The sequence below is a fragment of the Parabacteroides sp. AF18-52 genome (assembly GCF_003479145.1).
In the GTDB taxonomy this organism is placed as follows: domain Bacteria; phylum Bacteroidota; class Bacteroidia; order Bacteroidales; family Tannerellaceae; genus Parabacteroides; species Parabacteroides faecis.
Genome location: NZ_QUGR01000021.1, coordinates 92,067 through 99,278, shown reverse-complemented (window position 1 = coordinate 99,278; position 7,212 = coordinate 92,067). Strand labels below are relative to the sequence as shown.

Genomic DNA, 7,212 nt, shown 5'->3' with positions numbered 1-7,212 from the left:
CTTTCGGGTTTCACGACGGTAAATCAGCTGCACGTAAAGCGGCATGCGCTTTTCTCCGGATACGGATATACCTCTTTTAATTTTTACTGAGACTGTATACATAGACTTCTTTCATTTTGTTGTTCAATATAACAAAATGAAAGTAGCTTTGATCAATGATTCGTTCCTTCAAACAGATCGTGATCCTCTTTCCGCTGAGTAGTCTTGGCTTTGAAGTTATTGAATGTATAACTCAAAGTCAAGGTGATAAGCGGATAATTCGGACGGATACGGGTGATGGATTGTAAGTCTGAAGTAGTTATCTTACTTACATAACGAGCAGAATTGAATACGTCGCGGAAGGCAAGTGTAGCCGACAGTTTACGATTCATCAATTGCTGGCGGAGAGCAAGATTCACATACCAGAAAGCATCCGTTCGCCCCTGTGTGGTAACCGACGGGCCAACAAAATTTCCATCCAACTGGATACGGGTCGATTTCCCCAGATCGAAAGCATTATTCCAGATAATATCGTAATTAGTACTTTTCTCATTCGTTCCATCCTGTTTGTATTGGTTCTTTACCTTATAATGATATAAACTACCATTCAGGTTCATGTTCCACCAGCGGGTCAGCTGAACCTGACCGCTCAACTCCAGTCCGGTTGAATAATCATGTCCCACATTTGCCATAGAATCCAATGTCACGCCAGCCTGATAAGGAACACGTAACCGTTCTATCTTATCTTTCCGGCTACGGTGAAACACAGTGGCGGAAACCGTATGGTCGCCGATATTCTTCTTATAGTTAAGCTCAAAAGAGTTGATATATTCCGAACGGATATCCGGGTTACCGATCTCGGCCGAATAATAGTCACGATACGTAATATAAGGCTCCATAAAGAAAAGCTCCGGACGCGTGATACGGCGTGAATAGGATGCCATCAGTTTGTGATCTTTCGGGAAAGTATATCCCAGGTGAACCGAAGGGAAAAACTCGAATTTATTATATTCACGGTTCTTCCCGGGAATCGAACTGCGGAGAACACGATGTGTATGTTCCCCTCTTACACCTGCCTGGAAATCGAACGACTTATAACTGTCGCCGACAATGGCATAGATCGAATTGATGCCGTGCTGAAAATAAAAAGTATTGTAGATATCATCCCTCCAGTAAAACTCCTGCTTCTCAGGACTCCAGAACTGCATACTGTAATCGCCGTCCTCCAGATAGGAAAAATACTGATAACCGGCCTCGATATGTCCGGTTTTACTATACGGATACAAGTAATCGAGATTTCCACGTACTGTCCAGCGGTGTTCGTCTTCCCAGGCACGATGCCCCTGCTCGCGCTCATTATTCTTATTGAAGAGGTCGCTCTGGAAATATTCCATCGCATTGCCACCGTATTTCAGATAAAAACTTCCTGTAAGTTGATGTCCCTGGTCATTGAATTTATGGTCGAAACCCACACTTCCCTGGAAATATGTTTCATGCAGGTCGTAATCGTCACGGCTGTAATAATCTCCGTTCTCGAAAGGCTTCTTATCGACAACACGTTCTTCCGTATAGTCCAGGTCACCGTTACGGGTACGACCGCCGTAACCACCTTCCAGGTCGGCATTGAATGTTGTATGAGGCAAAGTATACATCCAACCGGCTTTCAACGAGTAATTGAAATTATTACTCTCACGCGGTCCGTTCGAATGGGAGGTCGTTGCCGTATCGGCTACGATCGTCGTCTTTTCCTGGTCGAAATCACTCTTTCGCAAACGGTCGGTCCAGCCTCCGCCGAAATACCATCGGGAAGATTTATTCTGTTGGGTAAGCAGGAAATCGACTCCTCTTGAAAGGAAAGTACTTCCCGTCAGGTTCACCATTCCGCTGAATCCGTGTTGCGCATGCTTCTTGGTAATGATATTGATAATCCCGACATCGCCTCCCGTATCATGACGGGCAGACGGGGTGGTGATGATCTCTATATTTTCGATATGTCCGGAAGGAATCTGTTCCAAAGCCTGAGTCCCGCTGAAAACACTCGGCTTACCGTCCACATAAACGGTAAAGCCTGTACTTCCACGGAAAGAGACTTCCCCCTCTGCATCCACACGGATAGAAGGTGTATTTTCGAGGATATCGACCGCCGTCCCTCCGCTCGCCAGCATATTCGAAGAGGCTTCGATCACTTTTTTGTCGAGTTTATATATCACCTGCTTCTTCTGTGCCACGACCTCTACTTCTGCCAGGCCGACTTCCAGCGGCTTCATAGCGATCGTTCCCAGATCGACAGTAGCCGACGACGATGCCAGCACAATATCCGGATGGGTAAACAAATCATATCCTACCAGCCGGATCATCAGGCTATATTCTCCGTTCTTCACATCTGCGATACCAAAACTTCCGTCCCTGTCAGGCAAAGCATGGAACACAGGATTACTGTCTCCCTTTTTAAACAGGAGCACATCCGCAAAATCTAATGGCTGATTTGTTCCGGCATCCACAATTTTCCCCTTGATACGGGATATCGGAGCAGCGGAAACAGACAGACTAAAACACAATAAGGCCACAATGAGATAAAAACACTTCTTCATTCTCTTCACATCAGTCGTTGTTAGCAATCCCGCGAAGATAATATATTCATTGCAGCCATGCAATTATTTATGCGTTTTCTCTAATAAAGAAAGATATTCACCATATCCTTCCGCTTTCATCTTATCTTTAGGGATGAAACGTAACGAAGCACTATTTATGCAATAACGCAAGCCCCCCGACTCTGCCGGACCATCGGTAAAAACATGCCCCAGGTGCGCATCACCTGTATGGCTACGCACTTCCACACGCGTCATACCATGCGAAGTATCCAGTTTTTCCTTTACCAGTTTTTTGTCGATCGGTTTCGAGAAACTGGGCCAGCCGCATCCGGAGTCGAATTTATCGGTAGAGATGAACAAAGGTTCACCTGTCGTAATATCGACATAAATACCTTCACGAAATTCATTCCAATATTCGTTATGGAAAGGATGTTCAGTTGCATTCTTCTGGGTTACTGCATACTGTTCATCGGTCAATATATTCCGTAAGGCTGCATCGTCCGGCTTTTGATAAGTTGTCTTTTCCATTGTCACTTTCTCCTTTTTATTAGAATTCATATTTTTTCTGTCTTGCGCAAAACCTGGCAACTGATATAAAAACATACATATAATAATCAAATACTTCATATCCCTATCCACTATATCTTTATTTTACAGAAAACAATCCATACCAGTATTTGGTTGATGACCAAACTTGAATTTGGCAGGCGGATATGTATTATAGTATCAATGTTTCTACTATTTTTGTACTAAAATCAGGTATTAGGTAAACATATAAACAAACTTTCCGGTTTATATTACAGTGGGATTTTGTGTTTAGTAAAAACCATCTTAATAACTTTTTATGATAACAACTCTTATTATTCTAGCCTTGTCGGCAGTCTTTTTTGTTAATGGGAAAATACGTTCAGACCTTGTTGCATTATGTGCCCTGGTCTTATTAATGGTGTTCAATATCCTGACTCCCGAAGAGGCACTTTCAGGTTTTTCCAACTCCGTCGTTATTATGATGGTCGGTCTGTTTGTGGTAGGCGGTGCGATCTTCAAGACCGGCCTGGCCAAAATGATCGGCAGTAAAATATTGCAGCTGGCAGGTACCAGCGAGATTAAACTTTTCATTCTGATCATGTTGGTAACAGCCTTTATCGGGGCGTTCGTCAGCAACACAGGAACCGTTGCCCTTATGCTACCTATCGTTGTCAGTATGGCTGTAAATGCCAATATCAGCCCGAGCCGTTTCCTGATGCCTTTGGCATTCGCAAGCAGTATGGGAGGTATGGCGACTCTGATCGGTACCCCTCCCAACCTCGTTGTACAAGAAGCACTTTCCAATGCAGGCTATAAAGACCTGTCCTTCTTTTCGTTCACTCCAATCGGCATCGTCTGTATAACTGTCGGTGTCATTATTCTGATCCCGCTCAGCAAATGGTTCCTCTCCAAAAAAGAAGATACTAAAAAGAACGATGCGTCTACCGGACGTTCACCGCAGGAACTGGCAAACAAGTATAGCCTTTCCGATAATCTGTACCGTGTACGTGTCCATAAAGATTCACGAATACGGAACAAGAAACTACAGGAATTGAATATCACCAGCCTATACAATCTGACAATTCTGGAGATCAGGCGCAAATCTTCCTCACAGAGCCGTTTCATGAAAACAGTCGACCAGAAACTGGCCGGTCCCGACACAGAAATACAGGAAGAAGATATATTATATGTATTCGGCAGTTTCGATAATATTAATAAGTTCGTAGAAGAAAATCATCTGGACCTGACCGAATCCAAGGTCTCCGAATTTACCGGTGACAATGAGAAACTGAGTATCCGTGAAATCGGAATTGCAGAAGTTTTATTGATGCCCGATTCCAAACTGATCAACAGGGCTGTCAAAGATTCCGGTTTCCGTGATAAATATTCCGTCAATATCCTGGGAATAGAACGGGGTAACGAATATATCCTATCCGATGTAAAGGACGTAAAGATGCACGCGGGAGATCTTCTGCTGATACAAGGGAACTGGGATGATATTGCCCGCATGAGCAAAAAACAATCGCAATGGGTAGTATTGGGACAACCTGTCGAAGAAGCATCCAAAGTCACACTCGACTACAAAGCACCTGTCGCTGCCGGTATCATGATTCTGATGATCGCTACCATGGTTTTCGATTTTATACCTATTCCACCTGTCGCTGCCGTACTGATAGCTGCTATATTAATGGTACTGACCGGTTGTTTCCGGAACGTAGAAGATGCATATAAAACGATCAATTGGGAAAGTATCGTCCTGATCGCCGCCATGTTACCGATGTCACTGGCACTGGAAAAGACAGGGGCTTCGTCGCTGATCTCTGAAAAGCTGGTTGGGGGCCTGGGTAATTACGGACCGCTTGTCCTGATGGCGGGTATCTATTTCACGACTTCACTACTGACGATGTTTATCAGTAATACGGCAACAGCCGTACTGGTAGCACCTATCGCTTTACAGTCAGCCCTTTCTTTAGGCGTAAGTCCTTATCCGTTCCTGCTTGCCGTAACGGTCGGAGCCAGTATGTGTTTTGCCTCGCCATTTTCTACACCGCCCAATGCACTTGTGATGTCGGCAGGTAAGTATACATTTATGGATTATGTAAAAGTCGGATTACCCTTGCAGATTATTATGGGAATTATTATGATCTTTGTGCTGCCTTTAATATTTCCGTTTTAAACATTAGCGGACACTTATTAGTTTTATATTTGTACGACAAAAAGAAAAGTATGAAGATTCCTTTTAAACCAATTAAAATAGAGGATAAAGAGCTTATAACATCATTCATTTATCCTCATAACTATCGCAATTGCGATTACTCGTTTGCCAACATTTGCAGCTGGCGCTTTCTGTATGAAACCGAATTTGCCGTTGTCGACGGTTTTCTGCTGATCCGTTTCTGGATAGAAGATAAAAGCCGTCTCGTTTACATGACACCTGCCGGAAAGGGAGACCTGAAGCATGCGCTGGAATTACTCGAAGCAGACTCCCTGGCACATGGCCACCCGCTTTGCATGTTGGGAGTCACACCGGATGCCAAAGATATGCTGGAGCAAGCATTGCCCAGCGGGTTCTTCTATATCCCCGAACGCGATTATTTCGATTATATCTATCTGCGTGAAGACCTGGCATTGCTGAAAGGTAAAAAGTATCAATCGAAGCGCAATCATATTAATAATTTCAAAAAAAGATATGAATACGAATATGCGCCTATCACTCCCGATCTGATCCAACAATGTCTGAAACTGGAATGTACCTGGTATAAAGCCAACAAGACGGAAGACGATGCCGAAGATCTGAACTACGAACGTATTTCCATGACGTATGCGCTTAATCACTTCGACGAACTGGGACTACTCGGAGGCGCATTGCTGGTAGACGGAAAAGTGATCGCCTTCACTTTCGGAGCACCGATCAACCATGACACATTTGGAGTTCATGTAGAAAAAGCGGATGTGAACTATGAGGGTGCTTACACTGTTATCAATCAGGAATTCGCATCGCGCCTGCCGGAAGAATTCATCTACGTGAACCGCGAAGAGGATCTCGGTATCCCGGGGTTGCGGCAAGCTAAACTATCTTATAACCCGGTCATACTATTAGAAAAGAGTGCCGCGATTAAGAAAACGCAAAACAATAAACAAGATGAACAAGCAGCAAATAATCGATCTATGGCGTCTCTCGTTCAATGATTCGGAAGAGTTCATTCGCCTTTATTTCGACCGGGTATACAAAGAAGAGAATACACTGGTCATCGAAAAGAACGGACAGGTGGTATCTGCCTTGCAGATGCTGCCTTACACAATGACTTATTATGGTACAGAGATATCCGTAGCTTATATCTCCGGCGCCTGTACCCTCCCCTCCATGCGGGGTAAAGGACTGATGCGGGAACTCCTGCAGAATGCATTTGAGGAAATGAAATACCGTTCGGTTGCCGTAACGGCTCTGATCCCTGCTGATCCCTGGTTGTTCGACTACTACCGTGTACAAGGATATACGGAAGCGTTCGATTATTCCGAAGAAGTTTACACACGCCCGGAAACTCCCGTTTATGCACCCGAGATCACGGTCGTTCCGCCGGAAGTTCCTTCCATCGATAAATTATATGCGTATTTCAACCAGAAACTCCGTGAAAGAAAATGTTGTGTACTGCATACCCAGGATGATTTTATAACAATACTGCGCGATTTACAACTGGACGGAGGACAAATGCTTACCGCATTGAATGAAAAAGACCAGCCGATCGGCATGGCTTTCGTTCTTTCACCGGACAACACACTTCCGGAAGAGAAAAAGCAGGTGTATGTAAAAGAATTCTTCTACGATGACGACCGGGTGGCAAATCTTTTGTTGCAGGAAGCGACCCTACAAAACAATGTAAATCGGGCAACCTACAAAACCCCTCCGGTCATACCGGCAACCCGTCCTTTCGGGATGGCCCGAGTTATCGACACCGAAAGGTTAAGACATCACTGGCTGTCTACACATAAGGATAGTCCCTTAACAGAGCAAAATCTGAAGGATATGGATATTCAAACATTTACCCGGATCGTCATGGGATACCCGAACCGGGAAGCATATATGAGTCTGATGCTGGATTAATCCGGCATCAGA

General features: G+C 44.4%; 4 protein-coding genes and 1 pseudogene. 3 read left to right on the top strand and 2 right to left on the bottom strand.

The features are described from left to right. Positions 1-152: 152 nt before the first annotated feature. Together DWX23_RS22125 and msrB are read right to left on the bottom strand one after the other, a co-directional pair. Positions 153-2,570, bottom strand: a complete 2,418-nt coding sequence (locus DWX23_RS22125) for an outer membrane beta-barrel family protein (protein ID WP_122376093.1) — start codon at positions 2,568-2,570, stop codon at positions 153-155. Between the two features lie 63 nt (positions 2,571-2,633). After that, positions 2,634-3,092 (bottom strand): annotated as a pseudogene (gene msrB, locus DWX23_RS22120) (peptide-methionine (R)-S-oxide reductase MsrB); the annotation flags it as partial. A 322-nt stretch (positions 3,093-3,414) separates the two neighbouring features. On the opposite strand from msrB, the gene DWX23_RS22115 reads away from it, so the two are divergent. From DWX23_RS22115 to DWX23_RS22105, 3 genes are read left to right on the top strand one after another with little or no spacing between them, the layout of a single operon-like run. Further along, positions 3,415-5,274, top strand: a complete 1,860-nt coding sequence (locus DWX23_RS22115) for an SLC13 family permease (protein WP_122376092.1) — start codon at positions 3,415-3,417, stop codon at positions 5,272-5,274. A gap of 50 nt (positions 5,275-5,324) precedes the next feature. Continuing rightward, entirely contained in the window at positions 5,325-6,287 is a 963-nt protein-coding gene (locus tag DWX23_RS22110) for a DUF2156 domain-containing protein (protein WP_122376091.1), read from the top strand. Continuing rightward, positions 6,241-7,200: a GNAT family N-acetyltransferase gene (locus tag DWX23_RS22105; protein WP_122376090.1), complete on the top strand. Its 960-nt coding sequence runs from the start codon at positions 6,241-6,243 to the stop codon at positions 7,198-7,200. Before DWX23_RS22110 ends, DWX23_RS22105 begins: the two co-directional genes overlap by 47 nt. Positions 7,201-7,212 lie beyond the last annotated feature (12 nt).

Bases quoted from the DNA above. Each gene is read 5' to 3' on its own strand.
- DWX23_RS22110 (WP_122376091.1), top strand. From the start codon at position 5,325: ATGAAGATTCCTTTTAAACCAATTAAAATAGAGGATAAAGAGCTTATA.
- DWX23_RS22105 (WP_122376090.1), top strand. From the start codon at position 6,241: ATGAACAAGCAGCAAATAATCGATCTATGGCGTCTCTCGTTCAATGAT.
- DWX23_RS22115 (WP_122376092.1), top strand. From the start codon at position 3,415: ATGATAACAACTCTTATTATTCTAGCCTTGTCGGCAGTCTTTTTTGTT.
- DWX23_RS22125 (WP_122376093.1), bottom strand. From the start codon at position 2,570: ATGAAGAAGTGTTTTTATCTCATTGTGGCCTTATTGTGTTTTAGTCTG.